The organism is Providencia sp. UF-183 (genome assembly GCF_058246155.1).
The window spans coordinates 85,310-102,149 of the sequence record NZ_JBSICD010000011.1 but is presented as its reverse complement, the minus strand read 5'-3'; the positions used below and the strand labels follow the sequence as shown (position 1 = coordinate 102,149).

Genomic DNA, 16,840 nt, shown 5'->3' with positions numbered 1-16,840 from the left:
CCACCTATATTCTTGCAATTAAATAAATAGCGGCAAAAACAATTACAGGGATGATCACTTTTAAATCATTGTTAGATTTTGCTTTAAATGAATCGCCCGTAACTTTGTATTTATATTGTTGCTTGTGTGCTTGAGTCATATTGTCCTCACACTATTGATTGGCCAAAACCTACTACCGTATCAATCGCGGATACTAATGCAGGGTTTGAATGAAAACGTGCTGAGATAGTGACGCTAACTAAGGCTAAACAACGGATCGCGTTATTCACGCTTTGCTTAATTTCTGCTGACCTTGTGCTGTTGATATGGCCACCTTCAACCATATGATTGGCTAATTTACCGACCTCTGCGGTAGCTCCTAATAGATAACCTTGCACATTGTTATCACCAATATCCGTCATAGGGACGGATGGCTGGCAATTCAGTTGCTCCAATACACCATCTAACAATGATGGGTCTTTGGTGGCATAGGTTAGCTTAAACAAGTCTGCACAGGTAACTAAGTGCGGTTGTTCGGGGTTTAGCTTGTTGCGTAACATTTGTGGGTTCATGCCGATATCATTCGCAATCTGAACAAGCTCACCTTTGTGGGATGTGGCAAATGCCCGACAGGCATTATCAAAGTGCGCTTGTTTGGAAACCTGATAATCAAACATGGTTTAAATTCTCAAAAAGCGAATAATCAGTTACGCATTAAGCGAAACATCACAGCCTTTCGATGCATCCGTATAAAGCGCAAGTAGGTTAATCAGTACTTTTCCTCGTTTCATATCGGCAGATTTGCCACGGACAGGCAAACGGCCATCAGCAATCATGTCGCGGATGGTTGATTTTGAAAGCCCTGAGTGCTGGCTAAATGCCTCAATTGTGAGGTAGGGGGATGGAATGTTAATTGAAATTGTAGGTCTCATAAGGCAAAATCTCCTGCTAGTGAGTTATTCAGTGGTATTCAGTAGTATTTGTAAGTTTACTTGATGGAAACTTTACTTCACCTAAAGTGAAGTGTCAACGTCAATTAAGCTATATTTTGCATTTCGTAAAGTTTGCGGGAATGAAAATGAGCGACTCTTTTGATTTTGTTTCATGTGAAAACAGTGGTGCTGTTCTAGATAGGATCATGGAAGCCTATGGTTTTTCATCAAAAATGATGCTGGCTGAACATTTTAATATGGGGGCTAGCGCAATTTCGGGAAGATATAAGAGAAATATATTTCCTGCGGATATGGTTGTTCGGTGTATGCATGAAACGGGGGCTAATCTTGAATGGTTAGTTTGGGGAACGGGTAATCCTTTCGATAATGAAAGGGTGGATTTACTTCGATTGACTAACTTCAAACTAATTGATGGCATGCTCCAACATGCAAGTAGTGTGATGTTTGATAAAGTGATGTTATCGCCTAAAAAGCCATTACCTAATGACCCTATAAGTGTTCAAGTTGATGGTGACTATTACATTGTTGATAAAACATTTTCTGATGTATTCGATGGTAAATGGCTAGTGAATATTGAAGGGAAAATAAGTATTAGAGAACTTACCCGAATTCCAGTTCAACGTGTACGTGTTGCTGGCGTAGGTATGGCGTTTGATTGTGAGTTGAAAGATTTAGAAATCATTGGACGTGTGGTGAAAGAAATTCTAGATTTATAATTAAATAAACCTAAAATTTAATAATAATATAAGGAGAAATTTCATGAGTAGCGAATTAACTAAAGAAAGTAAAGGGTTGTTTTTTTTAATTATCGTACTTCCGGTCTTGGCCTTTTTAATTTCATATATTTGTATTGAATATAATTATTTAAATGGTAATGAGTATAAAAACTTATATTCTAAGATTATGCTTATTTCAATGCTTATTTTTGTTGCGCTAAGCAATGTATATGACTCTGTAAAATTTAAGAGATGCCTATCTATTTTAATGTTGATTTTTGGTATATTGGCTCTTTATTTTTTTTGCAGTTTAAATAATGATGATAATCTTAATGGTCTTTATGTTTACTATTACATTTTATTAGCTGTAGCATTTGGATTTAATTTCAGTGAAAACAAAGTAATTAAATGTTTGTTGAAAAAAGAATACTCTGGCATTTTTGCATACGTTCTTGTGGCAGTGATTATTCTTACCACTCCATTCTTTATGTTTGAGTATGGATTTGATTTTATTTCTATTATATCTGGAGGGATTCTTTCTGTCTTATTACCGCCTTGTTTTGAAATAACTAAAAAATATAAAATAGAGAAGAAATAATTTATAGAAGATAGCTATTTTGACAATTAAAAAACAGCCCGACGGTCGTTGGCAAGTAGAACTTTATCCAAACGGCCGAACAGGTAGGCGAATAAGAAAGTTATTCACCACAAAAGGTGAAGCCATAGCCTATGAGCGCCATATCGTTGAGCAGACGGAAGATAAACCGTGGCTAGGTGAAAAGCAGGATAGGCGCAAGCTGACTGAATTAGTGGACACCTGGTATCGTGCGCATGGTGTGACGTTAGGGGATGGAGAGAAACGCCAATCACTTATGATCTTTGCTTGTGATGCAATGGGCGATCCATTAGCGACTGAATTTAATGCCAAGATGTTTTCGGTATACCGTGAAAAGCGCTTAAGCGGTGAAATAACTCGTACTGATCGTTTAAAAACTGTCACACCCCGTACCGTCAATTTAGAGCTGGCTTATTTTAGAGCCATGTTTAATGAATTAATTCGCCTTGATGAGTGGGGCTTAGAGCATCCGTTAGCCAAAGTTCGTTCTTATAAAACCGACGAACAAGAAATGGCATTTTTAACTGATGATGAAATTAAGCTGCTATTAACTGAGTGTGAAAATAGCTCATCGGCTGATTTAATTCATGTGGTTAAAATTTGCTTGGCAACAGGTGCTAGGTGGTCGGAGGCTGAGAATTTAACCGCCATACAGATTCGCAATAATACGGTGACCTTTACCAAGACAAAAGGAAAGCGCAACCGTTCTATTCCTATCAGCGAAGAATTAATTGTAGAATTACCGAAAGTGAAAGGCTCTAAGCGGTTATTTAAATCCTGTTATTCTGCCTTTCGCTCCGCCTTAAAACGCACAGGTATTGAGTTACCAGAACGACAATCATCACATGTTTTGCGGCACACCTTTGCATCTCACTTTATGATGTCCGGTGGAAATATTTTAGTATTACAAAGAATCCTTGGCCATACTGATATCAAAATGACAATGAGGTATGCCCATTTCGCCCCAGATCATCTTAATGATGCACTGGTTTATAATCCTTTGGTGAAGTTGGATATATAGAATGTATATAGTAGCTTACTTTTCTATCTTATTTTTTATTTTTTTCTGTATGTATTGTTATAGAGGATACTTTCGATTAACTGAAAAAAGCTTAGATAAACAAAAATTATTTTGGGCTGCCTTGATTATTCCAATATTATCTTTTTTATATTTTGGAATTCCTATTTGGTGGGGGTATTCAATTGATATATCAAAGGATGGGTATAGCGAGTTTTTGAAAGTTAGTGCATTACCATTATATATTTTGGCATCAGCACCTATTATGGCCGCATTTGTGGCTAATACACATAGAACTAAACAAACTGAAAGGCAAATTATTGAGTCAGAAAAGAAAAATACAGTTGATATATACTTCACCATAAAGAAAAATATTATTGAACAATTAAGTAATTTAAATAATAAATACTCAAAAAATAATTGCAATGGCCATTTAATATATAAAAAGTTTTTTATTCAACATGGGCATTATAATAGTAAACTTAACCTATCTCACTTTAGATATTTAAATGATAAAATAAAATCACTGCATGTTGATTATCATTATTTTTCAACAAGTTACTCTAATATTGAAGATGGATTAGAAGTGGAAATTAATTCTAATTATATTAATAGATTTATTAAATATATGGGGTCGATAAAAAAACTGATTTCTGATTTTGGTGTAGTAGTTGATGATGACTGGATTTTCAGTAGTGAAGGAGACAAACTAAAAAAAGCATATACTACATATAATAACCATAAAAGTGTAGATTTATTTGATGAAGAAAAAATTTATGTAACATTACTAAACGAACATCAATATATAATCATGGATATATTACCTGAATTTGTTACTTTAAGTTTAATGATAGAAGAAATCGTAACCATACTTGCTCCTGACAAATCAATTGAAAGGCTTTTACCTGATTTGTATTATTTATCAAACTATGAATAATGGCGACAAACTGGCGGCAGAGAACCAGAATCCTCCTAAATAACCATCAGTCACCGTTTTCTATCTTCTTGATAAATATGTAATTTATTGATTTATAAAGGGTAGGGAACGTACTCATAATCGATTGGTCACTGGTTCAAGTCCAGTAGGGGCCACCAAATTTTAGTTGTTAAATCAGCGCATTAGGCCACTTTTAACGAAGTGGCTTTTTTGTGTCTGGTGGGTTGGTCTATAAACAAAAAGAGCAGCCTTTAGCTGCTCTGGTCGGGTCTTTTTTATCTAAACATCAATTAAAACAACTTCTTCTGCGGTGGGCCTGAGAAATTCATTTTGCCGATTTTATTCATCAGCACTTCGACCACGACAGGTTTTTTTAAATCAATGGCTTGCTGGAGTGTTGATTTAAAATCCGTGGCTTTGTCGATGGTAAATGCGGTAATGCCCATTGATTGAGCTAATTGGTTAAATGAAGGCGTTAGTAATTCATTATAATACTGTCGGCCTGCGAAATATTTTTCCTGAATGCCTCGCATCACGCCATAGCCATTATCATTCATAATAATCAAAACGATAGGGAGTTGCTCTTGTGCCATGGTAGCGAGTTCCCCAATCCCTAGCATCAAACCGCCATCACCAACAAGGCCTATGACCGAGGTGTTTGGATTGGCTTTTGCGCTGCCGATAGACATCGCGAGACCCAAACCAATTGCGCCGGCAAGGGAGTGAATATTGTGCATCGGCTTGGTGGCTTTTAATAACCGACTGCCCCATAAGCTTCCTGAAACCGTAATGTCCCGCACAAAAATACCTTCTTTTGGTAGCGTTTGTTCAACGGCATCACTGAGGTCGCTATAAGCACCGCATTGCTCGCGCAGTTGTTGCTCTGCCTGCTGAACCGCATTTTGCACCTGTTTTTTCCACGCGTCAGATACAGGGCGGTTGGCGAGCTCCATTTTATCTGCCAGTGCTTCCAGTAAGGCCTTCGCATCACCAGTTATATTAATATCAGCAATGTAATTTCGATTGGCAGCTTGCGGGTCAATATCAAGTTGGATCAGCGGGCGCGGTAAAGGTAATGACCATGTTTTGGTTTCATTGCTGCGCAAGCGGGAGCCAACCACCAAGGATAAATCGCAGCTACGCATTAAGGCATCAATGGAATCTGCGTTATGAAAGGCGCGTAAGCTAAAAGGATGATCATCGGATAGAATTCCGCGTCCGTGGGTACTACTAATCACAGCAATACCCTGATCAGCAAGGCGTTTTATGGCAGATGCTGCCTGTAATGCCCCTGCACCAATCCATAATAATGGCTGTTTTGCTTGCTGAAGTTTATCCCAAATAGTGTCGACGTGAGAAGCGCTGCATGCAGGCAATGCAGAGGGAACAATGGGGGCGCTTAATACGGAAATAGGCACTAGCGCACCTTGAATATCGATTGGAATTTCAATGGATACGGGGCCGCAAGGCACGGTTTGGGCGACTTGGATGGCTTTGTGCAAGACGGCGACCGCTTGCTCTGCACTGTGTACACGAAAAGCTTGCTTGGAACTTGCCCGCAAAAATCCGAGCTGATCAGGGGTTTCATGGATAAACCCTGCGTCCATATCTAAATAGGCTTTTTCCACCTGACCCGTAATGTGGATCATGGGTGAACAAGCATTCATGGCTTCAATCATTGAGCCAATGGCATTCCCCGCGCCTGCACCTGTACTGGTTAATGCCACACCGAGCCCACGAAAACGGCTATGGGCATCGGCCATGGTCACCGCGCCCGCTTCGCCGCGGCTTGGAGTAAAGTCGATGATCCCGCGACGGCCAATGGCATCAGCAATGGGTAAATTATGAATTGAAATGACACCGTAAACCGTGGTGACTTGGTATTGCTCTAATGTTCTGGCGACGGCTTCGCCAACCGTAATCATGTCAGACATTATATTCTCCTTAATGCTTGAATAATCCTTTGACGGATTGGTTATTCACACCAACGGTTTGGTTGTGGGTTAAGTGCCAGAAACAGACTTTTTTGTTGCATGTAGGCTTTGAGGCTTTCAAGGCCTTTTTCACGACCCAGGCCGCTTTCTTTAAAGCCGCCAAATGGGGTGGAAATAGAAAAAACTTTGTAGGTGTTGACCCACACGGTGCCTGTTTCAAGGGCATCCGCCAGTTTAAAGGCGCGGGTATAATCACGCGTCCAAATTCCCGCTGCGAGTCCGTACACGGAATCATTGGCTTGTTGAATGAGTTCATCTTCGTTATCAAAGGGGATGACCACTAAGACGGGACCAAAGATTTCTTCTTGGCAAACACGTGCTTGGTTATTTAAGCCTTCAATAATGGTGGGGCAATAATAGTTCCCCGATTGGAGGGCTGGGTCGGCAGGAATTTTCCCACCAAGGCGAATTTTTCCGCCTTCTTGAATGGCCAGATCAACGTAGGCCTGCACGCTATCGCGGTGAGCTGGGGAAATTAATGGGCCAATGTGTACGCGTTCTTGGCGAGGGTCACCGATAATTAAGTTTTGGGTTAATGCGGTGAGTTTTTCCATAAATTTGTCGTATATCTCGCGGGCGACAAATAAACGGGAACCCGCGATGCACGCTTGCCCCATCGAACTAAAAATACCGTAGCAAACACCGTGAGCCGCAAGGTCAAGGTCGGCATCGGATAATACGATCGTTGGGGATTTCCCGCCTAACTCTAACGAGGTGGTGATCAGTTTATCAGCCGCAATATGGGCCAGTTGTCGCCCTGTATTGGTGCCCCCTGTGAAGGATATTTTTCGCACTAAAGGGTGGCGAACGAGGGCATCGCCGATAATTGAGCCTTTACCTGGCAGTACGCTTAACAAGCCGCTAGGTAAGCCCGCTTGTTCAAAGATTTCAGCGAGTTTTAACGAGATAAGCGGCGTTGCTTCTGCGGGTTTCAATATGACGGCGTTCCCTGCGGCAATGGCGGCGGCAATTTTTTGCATATCACTAGCAATCGGCGAATTCCACGGGGTGATAGCCGCAATAACGCCAATAGGTTGGTAAGTACTTATTGTCATGATATCCGTTTGGCGGCGAGGGGGAAGTTCACCACCCGACACTTCACAGACCGCAGCAAAATAACGAGCGGTAGCCGCGGCACTCATCACTAGGCCACGGGCTTCAGCCCACGGCTTGCCGTTATCCAAGGTTTGTAAGCGCGTTAATTCTTCGCGCTGTTCGTCAATTAACGTGCTGACTTTATACAAAATAGCGGCACGCTGGTGGGCAGGCATATTTCGCCATGAGGGCTCTCGCCATGTGGCTTCTGCGGCAATCACGGCGTCTTCGACGTCTTCAAGGCTAGCGCTATTTAGGGTCGCAACGATATGGTTATCACCAGGAAAACGCGATTGCATCTCTTTTCCGCGGCCCAATTGCCATTTTCCGCCGACAAAAATATCCATTTTATTCATGATGTTCTCCGTCAAATGGCATCCTGTTCAGCAACACGACGGCAAATTTCCACCGCACTTAGGGCTGATAACATGGATGTTTTCGGGTTAGAGGGAAGTGGATTGCCATTGAGTTCGATGCAAAACTGCCCAAAGTCACCTTGTACTTCAATGCGATGGGTGTTTTTACTCGTATTGGGGTCAACAATCAGCTGCACTTGGGTGTCATCCATACCAATTCCGTAAAGGGCAACGGTTGCGGCAACATTGGCATTCGCTGGGAAATTAAGTGCAGCTTCCCGTGCACTACCCGTAAAAAATACAGTTGCCTCAGTGACTTGAGATAAGTCGATAAATTGCTCGGCAGGACCATTACGCCAACTCGCTGGGCTTTTGCGTGATTGGTAAGTCACTTGCGTAATATTGGCTTCTCTCGCCGCACGTAATCCATCAAGCCCTGCAACGGCACCCGTTAGCGGGATTAACTGCCCATGATGTTGTTTGGCTAACGCGGTTAAGTGCTGTGCCGTTGTTGTGTCCGCGAGTGCCCCCGTTGAAATAATCGCGAGCCGCCAGCCCTTTTGCAAAACAAGGGGCGCATATTGTTTAACGGCTTGATGGCTGGCACATTCCAACACAAGAGAGGGGGTCTCATTGATTTGGTTGATATCCTCAATTGGGGTGACTTCCCCATGAAAGCGCTTAAGAATGGCATCGTGGTGATGTGCACGAGCAACAATCCAGCGCAGCGTTATCCCACGAGGTAAGCGAGTCATCACTTCCTCTGCCATCGCGCCATAGCCAATTAGCATTAACGTTTTCATATTTCAATCCTTTAAATTTGATGGGCAAAGCCACCTGAGACATCCAAAGCTGCACCCGAGGTAAATGACGCCATCGGGGATGCTAAGAAAACCAGTGCGCGAGCAGGTTCTTCAGGTTTGCCCAAGCGCTGCATGGGAATGCCGCGGTTTTTGGCGATATTGCCTATCCATTGTTCCCAAGTCAGATCGGTGTCGCTGCGGCTTTCGAAGCGGCGGCGCCATTGGTCAGACTCTACCATGCCCAGTAAGATAGAATTGACGCGTATTCCTTTGGGTAACAATGTCTTAGATAAATTCAGTGTCATGTTTAATAGTGCGGCTCTTGCCGCAGATGTGGCGACCATATGGGGTTCAGGTTGCAACGCCAGCAATGAATTCACGCAGGTAATTGAGGCGATATTTGATTGCTCTAAGAGTGGTAAGAACGTATTCACAGGGTTTATCACCCCAAATAATTTCAATTGGGCTTCGTGCAGCCAAGCGTCTTCTGGCGTGTCTGAAAAGTTGGAGACGTAACCTTGGCCTGCGTTGTTGATCAGTAAATCTGTTTGCCCGTATTGCTGGCGAACTTGCTCGGCAAAGGCTTCGATTTGGGTTTTATCTAATACGTCGCAGGTCACAGCGATAAAATTTCCCTGCGGGTATAACGCTGTTAATAGGGTTGTTGCGGCTTGTAATTTATCTTTATTTCGACCACAAAAGGCCACTTTGCACCCTTCATCGAGTAACAATTTGACGGTCGCAAAACCAATGCCAGAGCTTCCGCCAGTCACGACAGCGACTCGGTTATTTAACTGTAAATTCATGCGTGTTTCCTTTGCAAAGCAGCCGTCGATAAAAAGTGAGTGAGGTGCTGGTTAAATTCAGCGGGTTGGTCAAGGTAGCTCGCATGGCCCGCTTGTGGAAGATAAAACAGTGGGCACTGTTTTTGTTGCGCTAATTGGCTGACTTGCGAAGGCGGCGTGATGGTGTCTTCTTCTCCAACCAGCATTTCGATCGCGCCAGTATAAGCTTTTAAATACAGGCTGATATCGTCATGCGCCAGCATCCAAGCGGCGGATAAAAAACCTGTTGGGTTGAGCTTTCTCATATTTTGCTGTACCCACTCGATTTTTTCTTGTGAAGCCGTGGGTGACAGTAAGGCTGCCGCACGGTTTTGTGCATAGGCTTCGATACCTGAGTTAAACACAATATCGTGCCTTTGGTCATACACGCGGTTGCGTTCTTCAAGACTTTTTGTTCCGTAACCTTGTGCGGGGTTAGCGAGCAATAAGCCATTGACGCGCGAAGGATGCAAAGAGGCAAAAGCGCAGGCCATTAAAGCCCCCAACGAGTGGCCGACGAGGGTCACTTGCTGTAATCCCAGCCCATCAAGAAAGGCTTCTAACGCATCGGCGTAATCCAGTGCCACCGGCGTTTTTGTTGCCAATTCAAGGCTATTCATATAACCAGGCGCATCCCAACAATAGAGATGATAGTGATGAGTCAGTGATGATGCCGTCAGTTGAGAAATCCATGAGGCCGAGCCTGAGCTAATGCCATGGAGGAGGATCACGGGCTCCCCTTGGCCCGCTTCCCGCCAATTAAGGCGGTATTGACCAAAGTTTGCGAGCTGAAGCTCGGGTAAATTTTCAATTGGCAGACTCATCACTGATTACTCCTGTTATCCGCGTTTAACTTTTGATAATGGGTGGTCTTCTGGGTAAGTTGGGATAGCGGGTTTTTGCGTCCCAATCATCACGCACATTAAGGCTTCTTCTTCCCCGTGATTGAATAAGCCGCGGTAAATCCCCGCAGGAACGGAAATCAAATCACGCTCCTTTAAGACCGTTTCATACTCTTCGTCGCCGTCTTTGATAAACAACGTAATGGTGCCTTTGAGCATGAAGAAAACTTCTTCAACATCAGGGTGTAAGTGCAGTGGCCCTTCACACTTAGACGGTAACACCATGGTCGAAAAGGTGAAGTTTTCCGCAGGAACGGTATTGACGTCACTGGCGACACCTGTAGCCCCTGTACCGATATAGCGCATTTGGGCACGGCGGTATTTCGGGTCGTAATCGGCTTGGAATTTCAGTGCGTTCCAGTCGTATTTGCGCCCTTCAAGGCGGGCAACTCGGGACTCAATCCATTGTGCCATTGGGATCCCTTGGGGTTTGATTTGAGGTTGTGACATAGCGTTATCTCCTAAAGAGGCAGTGTTTAGTATTTTTTCAGTAAGGGGAGCAATAACAAGCTGCCCACTAAACCAATAATGACGATAAATAACAGCCCACTATCCATAGTGTGGGTAACGGTAATCAACACACCCATTAACAGCGGTGCAGCAGCGCCAGCAAGGTTTCCTAGACCATTGAATATGCCACCCGCAAGGGCACTGACTTGCTTTTGTGTCGCTTTAGCCAGTAATGCGAAGATGTTAGGGGCACCGGCTCCCCACATAAACATGCTGAATGCCATCATTAAAATGATGCTGTAGGTCTCGGTGAGGAACAGTACGCCCGCCAAACCGAGCACAGCACCCAATAATGAGATGAAACATACAAGGGCTCTACGGTCGTAGCGATCAGAAAGCCACGCACCAATCGCTTCACCAAACAACATGGCAATAAATGGGAGGGAAGAGAGGATCCCAGCGTGTTCCAAGTGAATGGATTTTCCTTTAATTAAGTAGCTTGGTAACCAGCCATTCATCCCCCAGAGGTAGACTAAAAATGCGATGTTAAACATGCAGATAATCCAAAAATGGCTATTTTGAAATAGGCGCTTTTTGTGGGCTTTCATTTCTGCAATCTGTTCTTCAGGCAGTTTTTCCCCTGATGATGTTTTTAGTTGAGCACTGCGGTTGACTAAATTTGGGTGGCGAATACCGAAGACCACCAACCACCACACCGGCACGGTAAAGGCTGCCATGACGAAAAAGGTACTTTGCCAGCCAAAATTGTTTAAAAGATACAAAGCGATAGGGAACCCTAGCGCTGCACCGAGGGGAGTGCCCAGTAACCAGAGCATGGTGGCGCGAGCCTGCATTTTTGGTGGAAAAGTGCGGCGGATAATGGCATAGGCGATGGCTAATAATGGCCCTTCAGCTATACCGAGTAATACACGTAGAAAAACCATGGTGCCGTAATGGTGGGTGAACCCCATAAAAATCATTAAGAAGCACCAGCTACTGATCATAAAGAGCAGCATTTTTGTGGGGTGAAAACGGTCACCAATCCCACTGAGTAACATGGATGAAACGCCATAGGCGAATAAAAAGGCGCTCATTAATAAGCCTAAGCGGGTCGGATCAAAATCAATGCCTAGCGCTTGTTGGAATTTTTCGTCGGAAAACAGAGCAGCGATGCTAATTTTGTCAAAAAATGCCAGTAAAACGCAGGAAAATAGGCCGATTGGGATCAGCCAGTTCACTTTTTCTGGTGCATCCTGCGTACTTTGTGCATTTTCATTGGCGGATATCGTGATACTTTGATTTGCCATGTTTTTTCCTCGCAGGCACTATTTAAGTGACATTAGTGAAAATGTGGGGTCGGCAAGTTCTGAGGGAACTAATTTGCGCTGGTTTTGCAGCCAACGTTTACCCAGTTTGATAGCGCGAGCATCATTAAAGGCCACCATTTGAACCAATTCGTTGGCTTCATTTAAGGCAAAATGAACCTCGGAATTTTCGCTGTGGCGCTGGACGTGTTGCAGGTTTTGCGTACTCGGAACACCCAAGATTTGTATGTTGTCTTGGTATTGATCAGACCAAAGCCAAGCGGGCTCATTAAACCCTACGGATTGCGGGTCAAGCATCGCTTTTGCTGTGGTGATGGCTTGGTTTTGTGCATAAGCCCATGATTGTAAACACAAAGAAAGCGTCGGGTGGCAGGCAACATCCCCTGCGGCGTAGATATCAGGGTGGGAGGTTTGCCCTTGGTCGTTGATTACGATGCCATGGGTGACGGATAACCCTGCATCTTTGGCGAGCTCAAGGTTGAGCTCAACACCAATCCCCATAACGGCAAGGTCAAAGGATTGAGTTGGGCATTTTTGGCAGCCGATTTGTAAAGCGTCGTTGTCATCAATTAATTGAATATCGCCACAATCTGTAATGACCTGAACGCCAGCTTGGTGATGGCGTAGCGCTAATGCATCAGAAACACTTTGCGGAACACTGCGCTCGCACAGGCGGTTTTGACGTTCAAAAATCGTCACATCAAGGCCCATTTTCCGTGCGGATGCTGCGACTTCTAAGCCAATCCACCCCCCGCCAATGATGGCGATTTTTTGGGCGGATAAGAGTCTGGAACGTAGCGCTTGGGCATCATCCCATGAGCGTAAGGCAAATACGTGCGGGTGCTGTTGCCATGCTGTTGAGAGGTAACGCGGGCGGCCGCCTGTTGCGATAAGCAATTTATCAAAGCTAACTAACCGCCCATCATTGAGGTAAACACATTTAGCCTGTGTATCAATTCGCTCGGCGCGTACGGGGCGAAACCATTGCAAATTCAATGCACGCGTGTCGTCTTCACTAAACAAACGTGATAAAACCGCGTCTTCTTGTGTGAGAACCGCTTTTGACAGCGGTGGACGTTCGTAAAAATCGTGGTTTTCATCGCTGATCACTGAAATTGTGCCTTGGTAACCTTCGTCTCTGAGGGTTTTTGCGGCCCAGCCACCCGCCTGACCTCCACCAATAATGACAATACCGCCTTGAATTAAGGTACGCATTTTATGACTCCTTGGTCGGCTTGACTTGGCGGCGTGTTTCGTAATCTAAACCACCTTCAACCGCCCATTCAGTAAATGAAACCAGTGAGTGTTCCAGTTCCCTTGGTTGCCATTTTTCGGTGAGGTAGTCATCGTTGGTGTAGTATTCGAATGCACCGCCTGTTGGGCTATTGACGTACCAAAAGTAGGCGGAAGAAATTGGATGGCGACCGGGGCCAATAAAGGTGCTCCAATTATGGCGGTTCATGGCTAAGCCCCCACCAATCACCTCATGAATATCTCGAACCGTAAAGGCGACGTGGTTCAAGCCACTGCCGCGATGCGGTAATTTCAGTAAAAATAAATTATGGTGGCAGCCGTTAATTTGGGCGCGCAGGAAAACGGCGCGGTCGATGTAGCGATCAGACACTTGGAAACCCAGTTTTTGGCAATAAAATGCTTCTGTCGCAGGGAGGTCATCAACAAAGAAAACAACATGACCCACGTTGATTGGATTGGCTTTTTCATAAATTGGGCTTGGTTTATCAATACGGCGAATATCTCCCCATTGATTGATACCTGTGATGTCGAGCTGAACGTCTTTTTGCTGTGAAAGGCAAAATGCGACGGTCATGCCATTCGGGTCACGGCATTGTGCGCCAGTGGCTGTTCGTTCAAACCCATCACACCCTTGAATGTTGTCGATAATTTGATTTAAATTGGCGAGGTTTTTAACGCCCCATGTAATGCGCCTTAGGGTTGAGCCCGTTTCAAAAGGTGCGGGAAGGGCGGCATCGTCAAGGGGAAATAATGCCAGTTCAGCCCCTGATAGCGTGGTAAACACACTGGGATTGTTGTCCGAAACGTGTAAGCCGAAGTCATGTAAAAATTTTTGGCAGGCCGTGAGGTCTTCGACGCCAAATTCTAATTTTTCTATTCCAATCACTGACATAGCTTAATCCTCTATAGGGTGGTGTTATTGCCTAGCGCGTTTTTTGGGCAAAGGAGAGCCGAGGCTTATGGCAATAAACCGAAAATGGGTAAGTTTTTCGTTAACGCTAAATCACTTTGGCTGGGCTGATACCGCCAATAAATTCAGTCAGCTTTTGTGCCGCACTACGTACTTCATTCTGTAAATGTTGGCGCTCCTGCACAGGGATACTGTCCATGGGAACCATGATGCTGATCGCTGCCTCAACCCCGTTGTCTTGGTTGTAAACGGGATAAACAATGGAGGAGATACCGCGGCGATAAAATGACTCGCCAATAACATAACCACGCAGTTTGTCGGCTTGGATCATGTTCCAGAATTCGTGTTTGCTGCCCGCGTTATCCGGTAGCTCTTCATCAGGGTAAAGGGCGTCAAATTCTGTAGAAGACAGCCCACTTAATAGCATTCGCCCTAAAGAGGTTCGATGAGCCGATAAGCGTGTGCCGACGCTGACATGGTTAATTTTGGATTCCGCACCACTGACGCGAGCGATATAGATAATGTCTCGGCCATCACGGATCACCAGATGGCTATTGCACTGACTGCGATCGCGCAAATGTTCAATAATCGGCTGGCCTAACTGGGTTAAATCGAGAGAGGCGATATAACCGAGGCCAAGGCTAAGCACTTTGCGACCGAGTGAAAATGCCCCAGTTCGCGGGTGTTGCACAAGGAAATCCAAATGTACCAAGGTCTGGATCGCACGATAAGCGGTGGCTTTAGGCATATCGACTAGGCGTAGGATTTCGGCAAACGTGAGCTCGCGGTGCTGCTGAGCGAGCAGGAGAAGAAGCTGCAATCCTTTTTCCAGACCGGGTATCAAGTACTTACATGTTGAATTCAATGCGTTAACCTCGCCGCCAACGCGGTCATCAATTAGTTAAAAACAAAGCCGCCATTGACGGGGATGAGCTGCCCTGTCACAAAATTTGCCATATCAGAAAGTAAATACAGTGCGGTGCCAGTGACATCTTCAGGTAGTTGCTCCCCTTGTAAGGCTCGCCCATTTTCATAAAGCTGGTGGCGTTCTTCAGGGACATATTCAGTGGCTTCAACCTTGGTTAGCCCCGGTGCAATTGCATTAACGCAAATGCGGTGCTGGCCTAACTCTCGCGCCATCGAGCGAGTCATACTGATAATCGCCCCTTTACTGGCAACATAAGCCATTAACCTTGGCGCCCCCCAAAGGGCGGTATCAGACGCAATATTGACGATTTTTCCCTGTTGGCTTTGCTTTAATAGTGGCAATGCCGCTTTTGTGACCAACCAAGTTCCTTTGACATTCACGGTCATAACGCGATCCCAAAGCTCAAGATCGTATTCATCCAATGTTTTGCCACCCACACCCGTTGCGAGAGCCGCATTGTTGATCAACCCATCAATGGCACCTTGCTTAGCGATATGCTCAAAGGCTTGGTGAATAGAAGCGGGATCAGCAAGATCGATACAGTAACTTTGTGCATCAAACCCTTGGCGGCGTAATATTTCGGTGCTTTCTTGCAAACGTTCTTCAAGAATGTCACACAGAATGACTTTAGCGCCTTGTTCTGCGACGGCTTGGGCAAAGCTAAAACCGAGCCCTCTTGCTGCGCCAGTGACCACAATACGTTTTCCCGCCAATAGGTTATGCATTTTCAGTTTCCTTACCGTAAATCAGTTCAAACTGTTTTTTGGCTTCACGCTGCATAATGCGACGTAGGCGTGACAAACCGACATCGTGTTGATAGAGAAACTCGTGGTTGCGTGCATTTGGTGCGAGGTTTTCTAAAATAATACGGTCTTGCTCTAACACATCCCAATGCAGCCCTTCTAAGCGGTTACGGTACATAAAGCGCCAGAGATCGCGTTGCCAGTCTTTCACTTTACGAATTCGCCAGAAGAATACGCGGCAGTGATCTTTATCTTCTGGAACGACCATGCCGATGATCCAAAAGTGGCCGCCCGGTCCAAAACGTTTTTGATATGGGATGGATAAACGCAACCAGTTTGCGCCTGTACTGGCAAATTCTACCCAGTCGAAGTTGACACCAATTTGATCATTCTTACGGAAAATAAACCCCGTTTGAGTCGCTTCAAGGATCATCTCAGACTGTTTATCCCCTTCAGCCATGGAGTGTGAAGAAGAGTGCAAATAGGTGCCATGCATTGGATCCATCACGTTTTCAAGGGCATACTGATAGTTGCATTTCCACGATGCAGTGCAGAGGAAGTGGCTATGGTTTTCGCCATCGGCTAATTCTTCAGGGAATTCAAGTGCTGGTGGTGTTTCCCCTTCAATCACAGCAAAATAGAGAAAAATAGCACCGTGAACTTCTTGAACTGGGTAGGTTTTTAAGCATTTTTGGCCTTCAAGAGGGCATTGGCTAACCGCTGGAACGTCCTTGACAATACCATCTCCGCCCACTTCAACGCCGTGGTACCAACAAGCAATACGTTCACCAAGGTTCCAGCCCATGGATAAACGTGCGCCGCGGTGAGGGCATCTGTCTTCTAAGGCATGAATTTGGCCTTTATCATCGCGCCATAAGACAATTTGCTCTTCAAGGCGAGTGATACCGATGGGGTTGCTGCTCACTTCCCAGCTTGATAATACGGGGTACCATTGTCCTCGTAGCCCCACATCTAAATACGCTTGATAGTTTTGAGGTTGTGTATTCGTTGTCATAATTTGCTTCCGATTATCAAAG

19 protein-coding genes are annotated in these 16,840 nt (G+C 44.9%); 4 read left to right on the top strand and 15 right to left on the bottom strand.

Annotated features, from left to right (window positions below; translation table 11 throughout):
- Positions 1-4 precede the first annotated feature (4 nt).
- Genes AC4IFT_RS12180 through AC4IFT_RS12170 form a run of 3 tightly spaced genes read right to left on the bottom strand, consistent with a single transcriptional unit; the run spans position 5 to position 911 of the window.
- Positions 5-139, bottom strand: a complete 135-nt coding sequence (locus AC4IFT_RS12180; protein ID WP_490751445.1) for a hypothetical protein — start codon at positions 137-139, stop codon at positions 5-7.
- Between the two features lie 7 nt (positions 140-146).
- Positions 147-656 (bottom strand): phage regulatory CII family protein, encoded by a 510-nt coding sequence (locus AC4IFT_RS12175; protein WP_490751444.1) that lies wholly within the window; start codon positions 654-656, stop codon positions 147-149.
- A 30-nt stretch (positions 657-686) separates the two neighbouring features.
- Entirely contained in the window at positions 687-911 is a 225-nt protein-coding gene (locus AC4IFT_RS12170; protein WP_072502806.1) for a regulator, read from the bottom strand.
- Between the two features lie 146 nt (positions 912-1,057).
- On the opposite strand from AC4IFT_RS12170, the gene AC4IFT_RS12165 reads away from it, so the two are divergent.
- Genes AC4IFT_RS12165 through AC4IFT_RS12150 form a run of 4 tightly spaced genes read left to right on the top strand, consistent with a single transcriptional unit; the run spans position 1,058 to position 4,219 of the window.
- Positions 1,058-1,648: a phage repressor protein CI gene (locus AC4IFT_RS12165; protein ID WP_490751443.1), complete on the top strand. Its 591-nt coding sequence runs from the start codon at positions 1,058-1,060 to the stop codon at positions 1,646-1,648.
- A gap of 43 nt (positions 1,649-1,691) precedes the next feature.
- The gene (locus AC4IFT_RS12160) at positions 1,692-2,246 is read left to right on the top strand and encodes a hypothetical protein (protein WP_490751442.1); all 555 of its coding nucleotides are present in this window, start codon (positions 1,692-1,694) and stop codon (positions 2,244-2,246) included.
- Between the two features lie 19 nt (positions 2,247-2,265).
- Positions 2,266-3,285: a phage integrase gene (locus AC4IFT_RS12155; protein ID WP_490751441.1), complete on the top strand. Its 1,020-nt coding sequence runs from the start codon at positions 2,266-2,268 to the stop codon at positions 3,283-3,285.
- Between the two features lies 1 nt (position 3,286).
- Positions 3,287-4,219, top strand: a complete 933-nt coding sequence (locus AC4IFT_RS12150) for a hypothetical protein (RefSeq protein WP_490751440.1) — start codon at positions 3,287-3,289, stop codon at positions 4,217-4,219.
- A 290-nt stretch (positions 4,220-4,509) separates the two neighbouring features.
- On the opposite strand, the gene AC4IFT_RS12145 is transcribed toward AC4IFT_RS12150, so the two are convergent.
- The 12 genes from AC4IFT_RS12145 to AC4IFT_RS12090 form a co-directional block, all read right to left on the bottom strand.
- The gene (locus AC4IFT_RS12145) at positions 4,510-6,153 is read right to left on the bottom strand and encodes a thiamine pyrophosphate-binding protein (RefSeq protein ID WP_490751439.1); all 1,644 of its coding nucleotides are present in this window, start codon (positions 6,151-6,153) and stop codon (positions 4,510-4,512) included.
- A 41-nt stretch (positions 6,154-6,194) separates the two neighbouring features.
- A complete protein-coding gene (locus tag AC4IFT_RS12140) occupies positions 6,195-7,664 on the bottom strand; it encodes an aldehyde dehydrogenase (protein ID WP_490751438.1) in 1,470 nt (489 codons plus the stop codon).
- An 11-nt stretch (positions 7,665-7,675) separates the two neighbouring features.
- The gene (locus tag AC4IFT_RS12135; RefSeq protein ID WP_490751437.1) at positions 7,676-8,467 is read right to left on the bottom strand and encodes an aspartate dehydrogenase; all 792 of its coding nucleotides are present in this window, start codon (positions 8,465-8,467) and stop codon (positions 7,676-7,678) included.
- 11 nt (positions 8,468-8,478) lie between these two features.
- The gene (locus AC4IFT_RS12130; protein ID WP_490751436.1) at positions 8,479-9,273 is read right to left on the bottom strand and encodes an SDR family oxidoreductase; all 795 of its coding nucleotides are present in this window, start codon (positions 9,271-9,273) and stop codon (positions 8,479-8,481) included.
- Positions 9,270-10,115, bottom strand: a complete 846-nt coding sequence (locus tag AC4IFT_RS12125; RefSeq protein ID WP_490751435.1) for an alpha/beta fold hydrolase — start codon at positions 10,113-10,115, stop codon at positions 9,270-9,272. The genes AC4IFT_RS12130 and AC4IFT_RS12125 overlap by 4 nt, the downstream gene beginning before the upstream one ends.
- Positions 10,116-10,130: 15 nt before the next feature.
- Positions 10,131-10,643: a cupin domain-containing protein gene (locus tag AC4IFT_RS12120; protein WP_490733364.1), complete on the bottom strand. Its 513-nt coding sequence runs from the start codon at positions 10,641-10,643 to the stop codon at positions 10,131-10,133.
- A gap of 26 nt (positions 10,644-10,669) precedes the next feature.
- Positions 10,670-11,950, bottom strand: coding sequence for an MFS transporter (locus tag AC4IFT_RS12115; protein ID WP_490733362.1), 1,281 nt, complete (start codon positions 11,948-11,950; stop codon positions 10,670-10,672).
- An 18-nt stretch (positions 11,951-11,968) separates the two neighbouring features.
- Positions 11,969-13,183 (bottom strand): NAD(P)/FAD-dependent oxidoreductase, encoded by a 1,215-nt coding sequence (locus AC4IFT_RS12110; RefSeq protein ID WP_490751434.1) that lies wholly within the window; start codon positions 13,181-13,183, stop codon positions 11,969-11,971.
- Position 13,184: 1 nt separating this feature from the next.
- Positions 13,185-14,114 (bottom strand): VOC family protein, encoded by a 930-nt coding sequence (locus AC4IFT_RS12105; protein ID WP_490751433.1) that lies wholly within the window; start codon positions 14,112-14,114, stop codon positions 13,185-13,187.
- A 106-nt stretch (positions 14,115-14,220) separates the two neighbouring features.
- A complete protein-coding gene (locus tag AC4IFT_RS12100; RefSeq protein ID WP_490733356.1) occupies positions 14,221-14,997 on the bottom strand; it encodes an IclR family transcriptional regulator in 777 nt (258 codons plus the stop codon).
- Between the two features lie 32 nt (positions 14,998-15,029).
- Positions 15,030-15,785: an SDR family oxidoreductase gene (locus AC4IFT_RS12095; RefSeq protein WP_490751432.1), complete on the bottom strand. Its 756-nt coding sequence runs from the start codon at positions 15,783-15,785 to the stop codon at positions 15,030-15,032.
- Complete coding sequence (locus AC4IFT_RS12090; protein ID WP_353243750.1) at positions 15,778-16,818, bottom strand: aromatic ring-hydroxylating oxygenase subunit alpha; 1,041 nt, start codon at positions 16,816-16,818, stop codon at positions 15,778-15,780. Before AC4IFT_RS12090 ends, AC4IFT_RS12095 begins: the two co-directional genes overlap by 8 nt.
- Positions 16,819-16,840 lie beyond the last annotated feature (22 nt).